Genomic DNA, 16,506 nt, shown 5'->3' with positions numbered 1-16,506 from the left:
GCGCCCTCCCCCGTCCCCCATCGACCATCAACGAGGATGTGAAGATGCACCCGCACTACACCCCGAGCGGCATGGACCCCGTCGGCGGCGACGACCGCCCGTGGTACCGCTTCTACTCCCCCGGCGTCGGCCGTGTCATCACCCCGCCGGCGGCGCGCTCGCTCCCGGAGCTCGTCGCCAACGCGGCCGCCGAGTACGGCGATCGCACGGCGTTCTCCAACCTCGGCGGCACGCTCAGCTTCGCCGAGGTCGACGCGCTCGCCACCCGCTTCGCCGCCTTCCTCCAGCGTGACCTCGGCCTCGCCCGCGGCGACCGGATCGTGCTGCAGATGCCGAACCTGCTGCAGTACCCGGTCGCCCTCTTCGGCGCGCTCCGCGCGGGGCTGGTGGTCGTGAACGCGAACCCCCTGTACACGGTCCGCGAGATGGAGGGGGTGTTCCGCGACGCCGCGCCCAAGGCGATCGTGGTGCTGGCCAACTTCGCCGACAAGGTCGAGCAGGTGCTTCCCGCGACGACCATCGAGCACGTGATCGTCACCCAGGTCGGCGACCTGCTGCCCGCACCCAAGCGTCAGATCGTCAACTTCGTCGCCGGCAAGGTGAAGAAGATGGTGCCGCGGTACCACCTTCCCCGCGAGATCCCCTTCCGCGACGCCCTCGCCCGCGGCGCGAAGGAGACCTGGGCCGACCCGGGGCTCGGCCTCGACGACGTCGCCTTCCTCCAGTACACCGGCGGCACCACGGGCGGCGCGAAGGCCGCGGTGCTCACCCACGGCAACCTCCTGGCCAACCAGGAGCAGTTCATGGGCCAGATCCGGGCCACGCTCGGCGAGGAGCGCCAGTCGGTGATCATCGCCGCGCTCCCGCTCTACCACGTGTTCTCGCTGACCGTGAACTGCCTCGGGTTCTTCCGGTTCGGCGCCCACAATGTGCTGATCACCAACCCGCGCGACATCCCCGCCTTCGTCAAGGAGCTGGACACGTCAAGGCCGGACGGGCTGATCCTGGTGAGCACTCTCGCGGGCGCGCTGCTGGACAACGGCGCGTTCCGCGCGCTCGACTTCGACAAGCTCCAGCTCACCGTCGCCGGCGGCATGGCGGTGCGCTCGTCCGTGGCGGAGCGCTGGCGCAACGTCACGGGCAACGACATCATCGAGGGCTACGGCCTCACCGAGGCGTCCCCCGTGGTCTCGGTCAACCCGACGCACCACCCCGCGCGGATCGGCACCATCGGCGTGCCGCTGCCGTCCACCGACGTGCGGATCGTCGACGACGAGGGTGCGCCCGTGCCCCTGGGAACCGCCGGCGAGCTCGCCGTGCGCGGCCCCCAGGTCATGATGGGCTACTGGAATCAGCCCGAGGAGTCGAGGCGCGTGATCACCGACGACGGCTGGCTCCTCACGGGCGACGTCGCCGTCGAGGACGAGGACGGGTTCTTCCGGATCGTCGACCGCAAGAAGGAGATCATCGTCTGCGGCGGGTTCAACGTGTACCCCGGCGAGATCGAGGACGCGGCGATGCTGCACCCGAAGGTCGCGGAGGCGGGCGCCATCCCGATCCCCAACGAGCACTCCGGCGAGGTGCCCAAGCTCTTCGTGGTGCGGCGCGACGACTCGCTCACCGAGGCGGAGCTGCGCGTCTTCCTCAAGGAGCGGCTGACGGGGTACAAGCGGCCCAAGGAGATCGAGTTCATCGACGAGCTCCCGAAGACCAACGTCGGCAAGGTGCTGCGCCGCGCGCTGCGGGAGATGGAGGCGGAGCGCGGCTCCGCCTGACCGCCCCGGCGCGAGGTGCGACACTGGTGGACATGACCACCATCGCCGACTTCTCCGCCGCCACGCTCAGGGGCGAGGAGCAGCCCCTGTCCGCCTACGAGGGACAGGTGGTGCTGGTGGTCAACACCGCGTCGCGCTGCGGGCTCACGCCGCAGTTCGAGGGCCTCGAGGCGCTCCATCGCGAGCTCGGACCGCTCGGTCTCGCCATCCTCGGCTTCCCGTGCAACCAGTTCGCCGGACAGGAGCCGCTGGACGCGGACGGTATCGGCGAGTTCTGCCAGGCTAACTACGGCGTGACCTTCCCGATGTTCGCCAAGATCGACGTCAACGGGCCCGCCCAGCACCCGCTGTACGGATGGCTCAAGTCCTCCACCCGTTCGCTCATGGGGGACGCGATCAAGTGGAACTTCACCAAGTTCCTGGTCGGGAGGGACGGTCGCGTGATACGCCGCTACGCGCCCACGACCGAGCCCTCCGCCCTCGAGGCGGACATCCGCGCGGCGCTCGCGGTGTGAACGCCGTCGCGGCGGCCCTCGCCGCGGCACGCGCGGTGTCGGGCGGCGCTGTCACCGGCGTCTATCCGAGCCTCGCCGCCACCGACCCCGACCTGCTGGCGGCGGCGCTGCATCGCCTCGGCGAGGCGGCGGACGTGGGCGGGGACGCCGCGCATCCGTTCATCCTCATGAGCGCGGCCAAGCCGTTCGTGCTCGCTCTCGCGGTCGACCTCCACGGGGAGGACCGGGTGCTCTCCCTCACCGGGATGCGCGAGACCGGGCTGCCGTTCAACGACGTGCGCGCGATCCACGCGGGACCGGGCGGGCGCACCAACCCGATGGTGAACCCCGGCGCGATCACCGCATCGTCGCTCCTCGGAGAGGACGATGCGGGCGCCGGCGAGGCGAGGCTGCGCGCGGGGCTCTCCGCGTTCGCGGGTCGCGACCTGGTCGCGGACGGCGCCATGGTCGAGGCGATCCACGCGACCAACCACCGCAACCGCGAGCTCGCCGGCGCGCTCGCCGCCCGGGGGCTGCTCGGCACCGCCGTCGAGGACGCGCTGCACCTCTACACGCTCCAGTCCTGCCTCGCCGTGACCGTCGCCGACCTCGCTCGCATGGGAGCGGTGCTGGCCGCGGGCGGGGTCGATCCCGTCACCGGCGTGCGCGTCGTCAGCCCCGCGGCGGCGCGCGTCGCCGTGGAGGCGATGGCGCTCGCCGGTCTCTACGAGGGCACGGTTGCCTGGCGCGGCGCCGTGGGCCTTCCCGCGAAGAGCGGGATCGCCGGCGGTATGGTCATGGTGGCACCCGGTCGCGGCTCGGCCGCCGCGTTCAGCCCGCCGCTCGACGCCACGGGCAACCCCTTGCGCGCGCAGGTCGCCCTCACGGCGCTGGCGCCCGCGCTCACCCGTCCCTGAGGCCGGCCCACGCCACCGGGACCCCGCGCGCGAGGGAGAGCGGGACGTCGAGCACCCGCTGGTTCGTCGAGCCCCGGAACGCCAGTCGGAGGTCGCGTCGGGCGAGATCGAACGGCCCGTCGACGAGGACGTCGACCTGCGCGAGCAGGTCGCGCTTGTCCTGGGTTCCCGTCACGAGCTCCTCGAAGGTGTACCCCGACCAGCACCACACGTCCTTGGACGGCAGCTCGCGACGCATGCGGCGCACGACGGCGAGGCAGACCTGCGTGTTGAGGAACGGCTCGCCGCCGAGGAGCGAGATGCCCTGCACCGAGGGGTGAGCCAGGTCTGCGAGGATCCGGTCCTCCAGGTCCGCGCCGTACTCCTCGCCGCAGCGGAAGCTCCACGCGTCCTTGTTGAAGCATCCGTCGCAGGCGAAGAGGCACCCGCTCACGTAGACGCTGCAGCGCACCCCCTCGCCGTCGACGAAGCTGAAGGGCTTGTAGTCCGCGACGAAGCCCTGACTGACGCGCTCCGCCCGCCAGTCCTCCGTCGGCGACCGGTGCATCGTCCCTATCCCTCCGGCCGCGACTCGCGGTCCTCGAGCGCCGGCGCGACGCGCACGTCGCCGGGCAGGTGCTTGACGCGCGACGCGATCTCCTGGTGGCGGCCGTGGACCATCGGCCGCTGCTGGGGGTTGCCCAGGTAGCCGCAGGTGCGCTTGACCACGTCGCACGTGCCCGGGTTGGCGTTGCCGCACGCCGGGCACGCGAAGCCGCGGGCGGTCGGGTCGAAGTCGCCCGCGTAGCCGCAGTCGTAGCACCGGTCGATCGGCGTGTTCGTGCCGAGGTAGCCGATCCGGTCGTACGCGTAGTCCCACACGGCCTCGAGCGCCTTGGGGTTCTGGCGCAGCACGGGGTACTCGACGTAGTGGATGAAGCCGCCGGACGCGAGGGGCGCGTAGTCGGCCTCGAAGTCGAGCTTCTCGAAGGGCGTGGGGTTCTTGCGGACGTCGTAGTGGAACGAGTTGGTGTAGTAGTCCTTGTCCGTGACGTCCGGCACCGCGCCGAACCGCTCCTTGTCCATGCGAGCGAAGCGGTCCGTGAGCGACTCCGACGGGGTCGAGTAGACGGAGAAGTGGTAGCCGGTCTCGTCGGCCCACGCGGCCGCGCGGCGCTTCATGGCGCGCAGCACCTCGAGCGTGAGCTCCTTGGCCTCGGGGTCGGACTCCCATGGGTTGCCGTAGAAGACCGTCGCGACCTCGTACAGGCCGATGTAGCCCATCGACACCGTCGCGCGGCGGTCGCGGAACAGCTGGTCGACGTCCTCGCCCGCGGACAGGCGGCGACCGAAGGCGCCGTACTGGTAGAGGATCGGCGCGTTGCCCGGGCGCGCCTCCTTGCAGCGCTCGATGCGGAACACGAGCGCGTCGTGAAGGGTCTCGAGGCGCTCGTCCAGAAGCTGCCAGAAGCGGTCGAGGTCGCCGCCGGACTCGAGGGCGATGCGCGGCAGGTTCAGGGTGACGACGCCGAGGTTCATGCGGCCGTCGACCACGTCCTGGCCGTCCTCGTCCGTCCACCCCTGGAGGAAGGACCGGCAGCCCATCGGGGCCTTGAAGGAGCCGGTGATCTCCACGATCTTGTCGTAGCTGAGCACGTCGGGGTACATGCGCTGGGTCGCGCACTCGACGGCGAGCTCCTTGATGTCGTAGTTCGGGTCGCCCTCCGCGAGGTTGAGGCCCCGCTTGAGGGTGAACAGCAGCTTGGGGAAGATCGCGGTGCGCTGCTCCCGGCCCAGCCCGCGGATGCGGATCCGCAGGATCGCCTTCTGGATCTCGCGCTCGTACCACCCGGTGCCGAGGCCGAAGCCGACCGAGGTGAACGGGGTCTGGCCGTTCGAGGTGAACAACGTGTTGATCTCGTACTCGAGCGACTGCATGGCGTCGTAGATGTCCTTGCGCGTCTTGTCGCGCGCGAACTCCTCCCGCCGCTCCTCGTCGTCGATCCAGTGCTCGGCGTCGGCGAGGTGCTTGGCATGGTTGAGCGCGGCGTAGGGCGCCAGCAGCTCGTCGATGCGGTTGACGGTGCAACCGCCGTACTGGCTGGACGAGACGTTCGCGATGATCTGGCTGATCTGCGCCGTGGCCGTCTGGATCGACCGCGGGGGCTCGACCTGTGCGTTGCCGATCCGGAAGCCCGCCGACAGCATGCTCGGGAAGTCGATGAGGCAGCAGTTCGTCATCGGCGCATAGGGGTGGTAGTCCAGGTCGTGGTAGTGCAGGTCACCCTTCTGGTGCGCGTTCGCGACGTGCGCGGGCAGGAGCTTGAGGCCGATCGCCTTGCCGACCATGCCGGCGGTGAGGTCGCGCTGGGTGTTGTAGACCTCGGCGTCCTTGTTCGCGTTCTCGTTGACCACCGCGGAGTCCTTGGACAGGAGGCGGTGGATCGAGTGGTTCAGGTCGGTCGCCTTGGAGCGGGCGATGTCGCGCGAGACGCGGTAGTCGATGTAGGCGCGCGCCACCTCGTACTCCCCCGCCTCGAGCAGCTCGTGCTCGACCACGGACTGGATCTCGTAGATCTTGACCGCGTCGACGAACCTGCGGTCGAGCTCGGCGTCGATGCGTGCGACGAGAGCGTCGATGGTCTGCTCGTGCTCGGCGGTGAGCTCTCCGTGCACCGACACGAAGGCCTTCGCGACCGCCGCGCCGATCCGCGAGTCGTCGAAGCGCAGCGTCCGTCCGTCGCGCTTGACCACGGTGAGCGCGTGGCGCGTGCCGCCCTCCCGGATAGCCCCCGCGCGCTCCACCTCGACGATGCTCATGATGCTCCCTCCGGCTCCTTCGACCTCGGCTTCGGCGGCAATCAACCACTACATGTAGTGCTTCCCGCCGTCGGACACACTAGATCTCGTGTCATGAGGCATCTAGGTCCTTGGTCCCTGGCGGACGCTCGGGCCCGCGGCCGGGCGGCCGCGGGAACCCTCGTGCACGCACGACCGTTGATCATCCGGATCACGACATCCCCGGCGTGTCGGCTCGCGGCAGCGAGGACCGGAGGTCCCGGACCCCGGCGGATGCAAGCGATTACACTGTCATGATCCGCCCGCGCAGGCCTCTCGCCGCGCGGCCGCTCCCCGTTCCCGATCAGAGACCGCTGCTTGATGCCCTTCCTCCCCCGCGCGCCCCGACCCACGGCAGCCGCGGCGGCTGCCGTCGTGTTCTTCACGGCAGGTGTGACCGCCGGCGCCGTCTACGACGAGGACCGCGTCACACGCGCCGTCGCCCACGCCAGGGCGATGGCCGACGAGGTCGAAGCCAGCCGCGTGCGGCTCGAGGGGTCGCTCGCACGGGCCGAGGCCGTCGCGGCCGACGCCGCCACGGTGGCGGCCTCGGGCGAGGTGGTGGACGCCAGCGTCGCCCTCGCCACCAGCGCCGACGCGGCCGCGCGCGCCGCGGAGCTCCACCAGGTCGCGGTCGAGACCCCCTCGCTCGCGCTGGAGCTGCCGGTGCCGCTCGCCGTCGACGGCTCCGCGACCGGCGCGTCCGTGCTGGCCGGGCTCCACGAGCCCACCGCCACGTCCTCGGACTCGTCCTCGGCCGACGAGCAGACCGCGGACGCCCCGGTCGAGACGGAGGCGGCCATGGCCGCAGGTCACGATGAGGCCGACCTCGATGCGCCCGTGGTCGACGACGATGCGGTGGTCCAGGTCCTCTCCGGCGACGTCGCGTCACCGGACGAGGCCTACGCGGCCGCCGAGCGGCTCGAGCGCGCGGCCGCGGACCTCGAGTCGGCGGCGCGGGAGATCGACGACACCGCCGACCGGCTCGCTGAGGCCGCCGCGGGCGCGACGCTGGAACGCGACGTCGCGACGCTCGCGGAGGCGCAGGCCCACGCGGAGAGCCTCGCCGCCGACATGAGCGACGACGCGAACCTGGTGGCGGAGCGCGTCCTCGACGGCGCGGCGGTCGAGGCCGTCCTCGACGCGGCGACCGCTCTCGGCAGCGTCGCGGCTACGGAGGTCGACGTCGAGGACCCCGATGCCGTCGCCCGCGGGCGCGAGACCCTCTCCGATGCCACCCGAACGCTGGAGGACGCCTACGCGGTGATGGAGGACTCGCACGCGGGCTGGGTGAGCGCGGAGAACGCGCGCCGGGCGGAGGAGAACGCTGCACGCCGCGACACCCATGAGCGCGCGGTCGCGGCGGCCGTCGACGAGCGGACCGCGCGCTACCTCGCGGCCGTCGCTCAGCATCAGGCCGGCTGGTCCGGCCAGCCCGCCGGCATGTCCTACGCGAACGGGCGCCTGCCCGCCGCGGCGCTCTGCCCGCTCCCATTCGCCGCGAGCGCGCAGCTCAGCTGCGACGCCGCCACCGCCCTGATCGCGGCGGATGACGCCTACCACGCCGAGACGGGCGGACACCTGGTGGTCCTGAGCTCTTACCGGTCGTACGCGGCGCAGGTGAGCACCCGCGCGGCGCGGGCCGGGCTCGCCGCCGCGCCCGGGACGTCCAACCACGGCTGGGGCATGGCGGTCGACCTGGACGCCGCCTCCTCGGCATGGCTGCGGGCGAACGGCGCCGACTTCGGCTGGGTGCACCCCACCTGGGCCCGTGTCGGCGGCAGCAAGCCGGAGGCCTGGCACCTGGAGTTCGTCGCTCCCGGCGTGGGCCAGCTCGAGGTGGAGCCGCTCGAGCTCCTCGAGCCCGTCGACTCCCTGCTCGACGACTAGGCGCCGCGCGCGGCCCGCACCTCCGCGCCCAGCCCGGGACGGAACATCGCTCCGGTCGCGCTCATCACGGCGTCGGCGCCGGCGGCACGCATCGCGAGGTGGTGCGAGGCCTCCATCACTCCCCCGACGCCCACGATCGCGAAGCCCGCGCCCGCATCGTCCCTGAGCCTGGCGAGGCGGCGCACCATCTCCAGGCCCGCCCAGCGGATCGCGTCGCCGCACACGCCGGCCACCTCCCGGCCGGGCCCGGGCAGCGCCGGTCGCCCGGCGGCGTCCACGAGGCGGGCCGGGATCGTGTTGATCGCGGCGTACCCGTCGACGATCCCGGCGGTGGCGTGGACCAGGGCGGCCAGCGCGGAGTCGTCCGCGAAGTACGCCAGTTTGAGCAGGAGCGGGACGTCACCCACCTTCTCCTTGATCGCGCCGGCGATCCGCACCACCGCGGCGGTGTCGAAGCACAAGAGGTCGGCCGTGCCCTCGTTCGGGCAGCTCAGGTTCATCTCGAGGACCGGCGCACCGGTCTCGACCACGAGGGAGGCGGCGGCGACGTGATCCGCGACGTAGGCCGAGACCCGGTCCGCGGCCCCCGGTGCCGGGTGGGTGCCCTGGAACGAGCCGACGAGCAGCTGCCCGTCGCCTGCCGCCGCGACTGCGGCCGCCATGTCGGGCTGCCACTCGTCGGGGTCGCGCGATGGGACGCCGAAGGAGTTCGAGATGCTGGCCGTGCCGCGGAAGTCCGCGTCGGCGAGCAGCGCTCCGCGTGCCGTCTCGAGCGACAGGTCGCCGCCGACGTGCACCCGGAGGGTGTTGGGGAACGGATGGCTCGGGTGGCTGCGCGTCCGGACCGTCTTGTAGACGTTCACGTCGTACCCGTGACGGAAGGCGGCGGCGCAGAACGCGGCATTCACCAGGGGGCCGGCGGGGATGCCGAACGCCCGGTGGACGGGACGGCCGAGGAAGCGCTCCGCGGGCGGCGCGACGGCGGCGACGCCCGGCTCGGCGAACGCCCCGAAGGGTCCGTTCGCATAGTTGTCCTCGAAGGAACGGAGCGGGTCGTAGAACGGCGTCACAGGCTCCGAGGCTAGCCGGGCGCCGGCCTCCCGCGCCGGGACCTCGACCGGGACCTCGGGCCATAGGTCCTGGCTCGTGCCTCGTGGGATGGACAGACTGGTGGTGTCGGCAACGGGGCCGACGTGTCCGCGGAGGTGCGCGATGGTGAAGTACGTCTTCGACTTCAGCGAAGGCAACAGGGACCTCAAGGATCTGCTCGGCGGCAAGGGTGCGAACCTGGCCGAGATGACCCGCCTGGGCCTGCCGGTGCCGCCCGGCTTCACCATCACCACCGAGGCCTGCCGGGCCTTCATGGCGGACGGAGCCGCGCCGCCCGAGCTGCGGGTCGAGGTGACCATGGCGGTCCGTCGGCTCGAGGACGCCATGGGGCGCCACCTGGGCGACCCCGACGACCCGCTGCTCGTCTCCGTCCGGTCCGGCGCCAAGTTCTCGATGCCCGGGATGATGGAGACGGTCCTCAACGTCGGCCTGAACGACCGCTCGGTCCACGGCCTCGCCGCCTACGCCGGCGACGAGCGCTTCGCCTGGGACTCCTACCGCCGGCTCATCCAGATGTTCGGCAAGACGGTGCTCGACATCGATGGCGACCTGTTCGCCGGCGCGCTCGACGCGCGCAAGGCGGCCCGGGGCGTCGCGGCGGACACCGCCCTGGATGCCGACGACCTGCGCCACCTGGTGGAGGACTACAAGGGGATCGTGCTCGATCGCACGGGCCGCGAGTTCCCGCAGGAGCCGCGCGAGCAGCTCGACATGGCGATCGAGGCGGTGTTCGGCTCCTGGAACACCGAGCGGGCGCGCCTCTACCGGCGGCGCGAGCGCATCTCCGACGACCTGGGCACCGCGGTCAACGTGGTCGCCATGGTCTTCGGCAACCTCGGCGAGGACTCGGGAACGGGCGTGTGCTTCACCCGCGACCCCGCCACGGGCCGCACGGGCTCGTACGGCGACTACCTGCCCAACGCCCAGGGCGAGGACGTCGTCGCCGGCATCCGGAACACCCTTTCTCTCGCGGACCTCGAGCGGCTGGACCCCGCATCGTCGCGGGAGCTCCGCCAGGTGATGCGGCGGCTCGAGAGCCACTACCGCGACCTCTGCGACATCGAGTTCACCATCGAGCGAGGCAAGCTCTGGATGCTCCAGACCCGCGTCGGCAAGCGCACGGCGGCGGCGGCCTTCCGGATCGCCAAGCAGCTGGTCGACGAGCACCTCATCACCATGGACGAGGCGCTCGAGCGGGTCACGGGCGCCCAGCTCAGCAAGCTCATGTTCCCTCAGTTCGACATGGAGGCCGCCAGGAACCTGCTTGCGACCGGCATGGCGGCGTCGCCCGGCGCGGCCGTGGGCGCGGCGGTGTTCAGCTCGGCGCGCGCGATCGAGTGGGCGGCCGGTGGCGGCACGCCCATCCTGGTCCGACGGGAGACGAACCCCGACGACCTGGGCGGGATGATCGCCTCGGTCGGCGTGCTCACCTCCCGTGGCGGCAAGACCTCCCACGCCGCGGTCGTGGCACGCGGCATGGGCACCACCTGCGTGGTCGGGGCGGAGGCCCTCGACGTCGACGTCGAGGCGCGCAGCTTCGCCGTCGGCGGCACCGTCGTGCACGAGGGCGACATCATCGCCATCGACGGGTCGACCGGCGAGATCTTCCTGGGCGAGGTGCCCGTGGTGCCGTCGCCGGTGGTCCGCTACCTCGAGGAGGGCCTCGACGCGGCGCTCGCCCACCTCGCGCCCGAGGACGAGGAGACCAGGGAGCTGGTGAGCGCGGTCGACGCGATCCTGTCGCACGCCGACACCGCTCGGCGCCTGGGGGTCCAGGCGAACGCCGACACGGCCGAGGACGCGGCACGCGCCCGGATGTGGGGCGCGCAGGGCATCGGGCTGTGCCGCACCGAGCACCAGTTCCTCGGCGAGCGGCGCGTGCTCATCGAGCACCTGATCCTCGCGGCGGACGATGCGGCGCGGCAGGAGGCGCTCGACGCCCTGCTCCCCCTCCAGCGCCAGGACTTCACCGAGCTGCTCGAGGTGATGGACGGGCTGCCGGTGACGATCCGGCTGATCGACCCTCCCCTGCACGAGTTCCTCCCGGACCTGACCGAGCTCGCGGTGCGCGTCGCCCTCGCCAAGGAGCGCGGGGAGACGGGCGACGAGGTCGAGCGCGACCAGGTGCTGCTCGCTGCGGTGAACCGGATGCACGAGGCGAACCCGATGCTCGGCCTTCGCGGCGTGCGGCTCGGCATCGTCATCCCGGGGCTGTTCGCCCTGCAGATCCGCGCGATCGCCGAGGCGCAGGCGGCGCGCACCACGGCGGGGGGCACCCCCCACGCGGAGATCATGATCCCCCTGGCCGCGTCGATCATGGAGCTCCACCTGGTGCGGGACGAGGCCGAGCGCATCATCGCGGAGGTGTCAGCCGAGACCGGTGTCGAGCTGCACATCCCGGTCGGGGCGATGATCGAGCTGCCACGCGCCGCGCTCACCGCCGATCGCATGGCATCCGTGGCCGAGTTCTTCTCCTTCGGCACCAACGACCTGACCCAGACGACGTGGGGCTTCTCCCGCGACGACGTCGAGGGCGCGTTCTTCCACGACTACACGGAGAAGGGCGTGTTCTCGGTGTCGCCGTTCGAGTCGCTCGACCGCCAAGGGGTCGGCCGGCTGGTGCGGATCGCCGCCGAGGAGGGTCGCGCCACCCGGCCGGACCTGCGCCTCGGCGTCTGCGGCGAGCACGGCGGTGACCCCCAGTCGATCCACTTCTTCCACGAGGCGGGGCTCGACTACGTGTCGTGCTCCCCATTCCGGATCCCCGTCGCACGGCTCGAGGCGGGCCGTGCCGCGGTGGCCACCGGCGGCGGCGACACCCGCTGACCGGAGCCGTCGAGGGGTGCGGCCCCAGCAGGACCGCACCCCTCGACCATGCCCCCAGGCCTCCTCAGGCGGCGACCGGCACGCGGTCGGTCAGGTAGCGGGTGCAGCCGGGCAGCGTGACGAACGACGGGTAGGCCTCCTCGAGGCAGGCCTCCGCGAGCAGCGCCGCCGCCTGGTCGAACAGCTCGCCGTCGGGGCGCTCGACCGTCGACATGGTCTCCGCCAGCATCTGCGCGACCAGCTCGCGCGTCACCGGGATCCCCTCGGAGGTCGTCGCACCGGTGCGGATCCACTGCCACAGCTGGGACCGGCTGATCTCCGCCGTGGCCACGTCCTCCATCAGGTTGTCGATGCCCGCCGCCCCCACGCCCCGCAGCCAGCTCTCGAGGTACCTGAGCGCGGCCGACACATTGGCCCGCACGCCCGCGAGGGTGATGCGGCCGCCGGGCACCGTGGTGTCGAGCAGGTCCGCGGCCGTGACGGAGACCTCCGACCGCTGGCGGTCGAGCTGGTTCGGGCGGTCGCCGAGCACCGCGTCGAACTCCGCCTGCGCGACGGCCACCAGACCCGGATGGGCGACCCAGGAGCCGTCGAAGCCGTCGCTGGCCTCCCGGCGCTTGTCCGCGGCGACCTGGGCGAGCGCCTTCTCGGTGGCCTCCGGGTCGCGCCGGTTGGGGATGAACGCGCTCATGCCGCCGATCGCCTGGGCGCCGCGCCGGTGGCAGGTCGACACCAGCAGCTCGGTGTAGGCGCGCATGAACGGCACCGTCATGGTGATCTGCGCCCGGTCGGGCAGCACGTGCTCGTCGCCCCGCTCGCGGTAGGTCTTGATGATGGAGAAGATGTAGTCCCACCGGCCCGCGTTGAGCCCGGCGCAGTGATCGCGGAGCTCGTAGAGGATCTCCTCCATCTCGAACGCCGCCGGCAGCGTCTCGATGAGCACCGTCGCGCGGATGGTGCCGTGCTCGAGTCCGAGCTCCTGCTCGGCGAGCGTGAACAGGTGGTCCCACAGACGCGCCTCCCGGTGCCCCTCGATCTTCGGCAGGTAGAGGTACGGTCCCGAGCCGCGCGCGATGAGCTCCTTCGCGTTGTGGAACAGGTACAGGCCCGCGTCGACCATCGAGGCCGAGCACGCGAAGCGGTTGCCGTGCTCGTCGACGTGCATGAGGTGGCGCGAGGCGAGGTGCCAGCCGCGAGGACGGAACACGATCGTCGGCGTGGTCTCGCCCAGGGTGTACTCCTTCCCGTCGGGTGACGTGTAGGAGATCTCTCGACGGATCGCGTCGCGGAGGTTGAGCTGGCCCTCGACCATGTTCGCGAACGTCGGGGTGTTCGCGTCCTCGTGGTCCGCGAGCCACACCCGCGCGCCCGAGTTCAGCGCGTTGATGGTCATCTTGCGGTCCGTCGGACCCGTGATCTCGACGCGGCGGTCCTCCAACCCGGGCCCGGGTCCCGCGACGCGCCAATGCGGGTCGTCGCGGACGGCCGCCGTCTCCGCGAGGAAGCCCAGGTCCGCTCCCGCGGCGATCGCCTCCTGACGAGCGTGACGGGCCTGCAGGAGGTCCGCCCGCTCGCCGGCGAGCTGCCGGTGGAGCGTGGCGATGAAGTCGAGCGCCTCGGGGCTCAGGATCTCCGCGTAGCGCGGGCCCATGGGCGCGTTCGTCGTGATCGTGGTGTGGCACATGATGGCTCCTAGGGATGCATGTCGGTGCTAGAACTGCTCGGCCTCGGTCGACCCGGCGAGCGCCAGGGTCGAGGCCGTCGGGTTGAGGGCGGTGGCCACCCGGTCGAAGTAGCCGGTTCCCACCTCGGCCTGGTGACGCGTCGCGGTGTAGCCGTGCGCCTCGGAGGCGAACTCCGCCTCCTGGAGCTCCACGTAGGCGCTCATCTGGGTCTCGGCGTACCCCCGCGCGAGCTCGAACATGCCGTGGTTCAGCGAGTGGAAGCCGGCGAGGGTGATGAACTGGAAGGCGTAGCCCATGGCGGCGAGCTCCCGCTGGAACGAGGCGATCTCCGCCTCGCCCAGGTGGCGCCGCCAGTTGAAGCTCGGCGAGCAGTTGTAGGCGAGACGCTTGTGGGGGTGCTCGGCGTGCACCGCCTCTGCGAACCGCCGGGCGAGCTCCAGGTCCGGAGCGGCCGACTCCACCCAGATCATGTCGGCGTACGGCGCGTAGGCGAGGCCGCGGGCGATCACCGGCTCGATGCCGTTCCGCACCTCGTAGAAGCCCTCCGCGGTCCGCTCACCGGTGAGGAAGGGGCGGTCGCGCTCGTCGACGTCCGAGGTCAGCAGCGTCGCCGCCAGCGCGTCGGTGCGGGCGATCACCACCGACGGGACACCCGCGACGTCCGCGGCGAGGCGCGCGGCGTTGAGCGTCCGGACGTGCTGCCCGGTGGGCACGAGCACCTTGCCGCCCATGTGCCCGCACTTCTTCTCCGAGGCGAGCTGGTCCTCCCAGTGCACGCCGGCGGCTCCGGCGGCGATCATGCCGTGCATCAGCTCGTACGCGTTGAGCGGACCGCCGAAGCCGGCCTCCGCGTCCGCGACGATCGGCGCCAGCCAGTCGCGGGTCGTGCCACCCTCGGCGTGCTCGATCTGGGAGGCGCGGAGCAGGGCGTTGTTGATGCGGCGGACGACGGCCGGCACCGAGTTCGCCGGGTACAGGCTCTGGTCGGGATAGGTCTGGCCCGACAGGTTGGCGTCCGCCGCGACCTGCCAGCCCGACAGGTAGATCGCCTTGAGGCCTGCACGGACCTGCTGCACCGCCTGGTTGCCGGTGAGCGCCCCGAGCGCGGCGACCCACTGGTCCGGGCGCTCGCGGTTGACCTGGATCATGTCCCACAGCGCCTCCGCCCCGCGGGCGGCGAGGGTGGCCTGCTCCCGGACCGGACCGCGCAGCGCGACGACGTCCGCGCCGGTGTAGTCACGGCGGATGCCGGTCCACCGGGGGTCCCACTCCCACTCGGACTCGAGCTCGGCTGCGGTCTGGGTCTGATCTCCGGGGCGGATCATGCTGGTCATCGGAAGCTCCTTTGCTCCTCGGGGTGTCCGTATGACCACGGTAGGAGGCACGTTCACCCGAATTCGCGGGGTGAGGCATCAGAACTTCTCGCGAATTTCTGGCCTTCGAAACGCTCGTGTGGCAGAGTCGCGGCATGAGCACGTCGACGACGACGGGAGCCGAGCACGAGGCCGGCCCCACGCCCCTGACCATCGGCCGGCGCATCCGCGCGCTCCGCACCGCGCGCGGCATGACCGTGCAGCAGCTCGGCGAGGCCTTCGGACGGGCGGCCTCGCAGATCTCGGTGATCGAGAACGGGCACCGCGAGCTGCGAGTGTCGGAGCTCCAGGCGATGGCCGCCGCTCTCGGCGCCTCGCTCGACGACCTCCTCGACCCCGAGCCGCCGTCCCGGCGCGACGCCCTGGAGATCGCGCTCGCGCGTGCCCAGGACGGCCCGCTGTTCGAGGCCCTGCAGATCCCGCGGCTGCAGGTGCGACGCTCGCTCCCCGACGCCGCCCTCGAGACCGTCCTGGCGATGCATGCCGAGCTGGTGCGCCTGCACGAACGTCGCGCGTCCACCCCGGAGGAGGCGCGCCGCGCGAACACCGAGCTCCGCGCCACCCAGCGGGAGCAGCACAACCACTACCCGGAGCTCGAGCGGGTCGCCGCCGGCCTGCTGGGCGCGATCGGGCACCACGGAGGACCGCTGTCGCACTCGGCCGCCTCCTCGCTCGCGTCGCACCTGGGCTTCACGCTGCACTACGTGCACGACCTCCCGGTCACCGCCCGATCGGTGACGGACGAGCGGCACGGCCGCCTCTACCTGCCCATCCGCAGCGACGGCGCCGACCGCAGGGTGGTCCTGCTGCAGGCGCTCGCCGCGCACGTCCTGGGCCACGAGGAGCCGCGCGACTACGGCGACCTGCTCCGCCAGCGGGTGGAGGCCAACTACCTCGCCGCCGCGCTGATGATGCCGGAGCGCTCCGCGGTCGACCTGCTCACCGCGGCGAAGGCCGTGCGCGACCTGTCGGTGGAGGACCTTCGCGACGCCTTCGCGGTGAGCTACGAGTCGGCCGCCCATCGCTTCACCAACCTCGCCACCGAGCACCTCGACCTCCCCGTGCACTTCCTCAAGGTCAGCTCCGCCGGGGTGGTCTCCAAGGCCTACGAGAACGACGGCGCCAAGTTCCCCCAGGACGCGCTCGGCAACGTCGAGGGTCAGCGCGTGTGCCGCCAGTGGAGCGCGCGCCAGGTGTTCGAGCGGGCCGACCGGTACGGGATCTACCACCAGTACACCGACAAGCCGAACGGCACCTACTGGTGCACGTCGGCGGTGCAGACCACCGGCGCGGGCGACCACTCCGTGTCGGTCGGTACCCAGTACGTCCACTCGAAGTGGTTCCGGGGACGCGACACGACCACGCGGCGCGCCTCGACGTGCCCGGACCCCGGGTGCTGCCGGGAGCCGCGACACGATCTCTCCGAGCGCTGGGACGGACAGGTGCGGCCCGCGGCCCGGATCAACTCGTCGCTGCTCGCCGCCACGCCCTCGGGCAACGCCACCGGCATCGATCGCGTCGCCGTGTACGAGTTCCTGGACGGTCAGGCCCCGCCGGACGGCTGACCGCCGGGGTCCCGACACACGCCACGGCGAATGTCACGTTTCCATCACGGTTGT

The 16,506-nt window shown here is 71.9% G+C and carries 11 protein-coding genes; 6 read left to right on the top strand and 5 right to left on the bottom strand.

Translation table 11 applies throughout. The annotated features are described in order from the left end of the window. Window positions 1-44: 44 nt before the first annotated feature. Genes QQX10_RS00455 through QQX10_RS00445 form a run of 3 tightly spaced genes read left to right on the top strand, consistent with a single transcriptional unit; the run spans window position 45 to window position 3,186 of the window. A complete protein-coding gene (locus QQX10_RS00455) occupies window positions 45-1,775 on the top strand; it encodes an AMP-binding protein (RefSeq protein ID WP_301144214.1) in 1,731 nt (576 codons plus the stop codon). 32 nt (window positions 1,776-1,807) lie between these two features. Then, window positions 1,808-2,290 carry a glutathione peroxidase gene (locus QQX10_RS00450; RefSeq protein WP_301144213.1) on the top strand — a complete coding sequence of 161 codons (483 nt, stop codon included), beginning with the start codon at window positions 1,808-1,810 and terminating at the stop codon, window positions 2,288-2,290. Continuing rightward, window positions 2,287-3,186, top strand: a complete 900-nt coding sequence (locus QQX10_RS00445; protein WP_301144212.1) for a glutaminase — start codon at window positions 2,287-2,289, stop codon at window positions 3,184-3,186. Before QQX10_RS00450 ends, QQX10_RS00445 begins: the two co-directional genes overlap by 4 nt. Here QQX10_RS00445 and nrdG read toward each other — a convergent pair. Next, on the bottom strand, window positions 3,173-3,733 hold the full coding sequence (gene nrdG / locus QQX10_RS00440; RefSeq protein ID WP_301144211.1) for an anaerobic ribonucleoside-triphosphate reductase activating protein: 561 nt from the start codon (window positions 3,731-3,733) through the stop codon (window positions 3,173-3,175). The two genes, QQX10_RS00445 and nrdG, sit on opposite strands and share 14 nt — an antisense overlap. Window positions 3,734-3,738: 5 nt before the next feature. Beyond that, window positions 3,739-5,985, bottom strand: coding sequence for an anaerobic ribonucleoside-triphosphate reductase (gene nrdD / locus QQX10_RS00435; protein WP_301144210.1), 2,247 nt, complete (start codon window positions 5,983-5,985; stop codon window positions 3,739-3,741). A gap of 393 nt (window positions 5,986-6,378) precedes the next feature. Here nrdD and QQX10_RS00430 point away from each other — a divergent pair, with 393 nt between their 5' ends. Further along, window positions 6,379-7,893: a M15 family metallopeptidase gene (locus tag QQX10_RS00430; protein ID WP_301144209.1), complete on the top strand. Its 1,515-nt coding sequence runs from the start codon at window positions 6,379-6,381 to the stop codon at window positions 7,891-7,893. Here the strand turns inward: QQX10_RS00430 and QQX10_RS00425 are convergent. Further along, the gene (locus QQX10_RS00425; protein WP_301144208.1) at window positions 7,890-8,963 is read right to left on the bottom strand and encodes a beta/alpha barrel domain-containing protein; all 1,074 of its coding nucleotides are present in this window, start codon (window positions 8,961-8,963) and stop codon (window positions 7,890-7,892) included. The genes QQX10_RS00430 and QQX10_RS00425 overlap by 4 nt on opposite strands. Window positions 8,964-9,105: 142 nt before the next feature. On the opposite strand from QQX10_RS00425, the gene ppdK reads away from it, so the two are divergent. Next, a complete protein-coding gene (gene ppdK, locus QQX10_RS00420) occupies window positions 9,106-11,829 on the top strand; it encodes a pyruvate, phosphate dikinase (protein ID WP_301144207.1) in 2,724 nt (907 codons plus the stop codon). Window positions 11,830-11,893: 64 nt separating this feature from the next. Here the strand turns inward: ppdK and aceB are convergent, their stop codons facing one another. Together aceB and aceA are read right to left on the bottom strand one after the other, a co-directional pair. Next, window positions 11,894-13,513, bottom strand: a complete 1,620-nt coding sequence (gene aceB, locus QQX10_RS00415) for a malate synthase A (protein ID WP_301144206.1) — start codon at window positions 13,511-13,513, stop codon at window positions 11,894-11,896. A 27-nt stretch (window positions 13,514-13,540) separates the two neighbouring features. Then, window positions 13,541-14,848, bottom strand: a complete 1,308-nt coding sequence (gene aceA, locus QQX10_RS00410; protein ID WP_301144205.1) for an isocitrate lyase — start codon at window positions 14,846-14,848, stop codon at window positions 13,541-13,543. Window positions 14,849-14,982: 134 nt separating this feature from the next. On the opposite strand from aceA, the gene QQX10_RS00405 reads away from it, so the two are divergent. Beyond that, window positions 14,983-16,452: an XRE family transcriptional regulator gene (locus QQX10_RS00405; protein ID WP_301144204.1), complete on the top strand. Its 1,470-nt coding sequence runs from the start codon at window positions 14,983-14,985 to the stop codon at window positions 16,450-16,452. Window positions 16,453-16,506: the final 54 nt, after the last annotated feature.

It is taken from the genome of Demequina lignilytica, from assembly GCF_030418305.1.
GTDB lineage: Bacteria > Actinomycetota > Actinomycetes > Actinomycetales > Demequinaceae > Demequina > Demequina lignilytica.
The sequence above is the reverse complement of the archived record's forward strand: the minus strand, read 5'-3'. Positions and strand labels throughout refer to the sequence as shown.